At 47.1% G+C, this 722-nt stretch carries 2 protein-coding genes; both read left to right on the forward strand.

From position 1 onward, the window contains the following. Positions 1-369: hypothetical protein (locus PMM47T1_RS30550; RefSeq protein WP_238536674.1), on the forward strand; the 369-nt coding region annotated here is incomplete at its 5' end. A 7-nt stretch (positions 370-376) separates the two neighbouring features. Next, entirely contained in the window at positions 377-628 is a 252-nt protein-coding gene (locus tag PMM47T1_RS29485; protein ID WP_081492747.1) for a DUF7660 family protein, read from the forward strand. Positions 629-722: the final 94 nt, after the last annotated feature.

Consider the following 722-nt stretch of genomic DNA (forward strand, 5'->3'; position numbering starts at 1 on the left):
GTAGGCGCTGTAGGACAAAAGCTGCCATCTGCTTTGCCAGAAAACTTGACTGGTTATGCGAACCCGAAGGATATCCGGTTCACGCAAGATAGTGTTTCGAACACCTTCAAAGATGGCCAAACTCTTCAGTCAACAATTGACGGGCTGAAGTCAGGGAAAATCTCTCCAGATGACTTGCCTCCTATCCGGGTATTTGAGAAGGACGGAGCGGTTTACAGTTTGGATAATAGACGATTGCTTGCAGCGTCTGAGGCGGGCGTTCCAATCAAAGTTGTTCCCGCTACGCCAGCGGAGGTTGCCAGGGAGGGATGGAAAATGACTACGCCCAATAATGGTTCGATTATCTGTGTTCGAGGCGTTTGTAAGTGAGGGTCGTATGAGTTTTGAACGAGTTAGAGATATACAGACAAAAGAAGATCTTGCGGATTTTGTTGGAGAGTTCCGAGAGGGGTTGGTGCTTAATCCCAATGACTGGGAAAATCCGGACTTAGAGAGGTTTTTAGCTGCAATGGAAGCCTGGATTCGGTCAATAGATATGTATGCAAAAAACTCTGGCGATAGTGATGTTACTAGCCCTAGCTGGAGTACTTTTGCAAAGATATTGTGTGCGTCGAAAGTTTATGAGTAGTTGTTCTGCATAGCCTTCACTCAACACCGGCCTCGTGCCGGTGTTGTTTTATCCGCTTACTGCAAAATCTCCCTTCCTTCACTGTTCGCCTTGG

It is taken from the genome of Pseudomonas sp. M47T1 (genome assembly GCF_000263855.1).
Lineage (GTDB): Bacteria > Pseudomonadota > Gammaproteobacteria > Pseudomonadales > Pseudomonadaceae > Aquipseudomonas.

Bases quoted from the DNA above. Each gene is read 5' to 3' on its own strand.
- PMM47T1_RS29485 (WP_081492747.1), top strand. From the start codon at position 377: ATGAGTTTTGAACGAGTTAGAGATATACAGACAAAAGAAGATCTTGCG.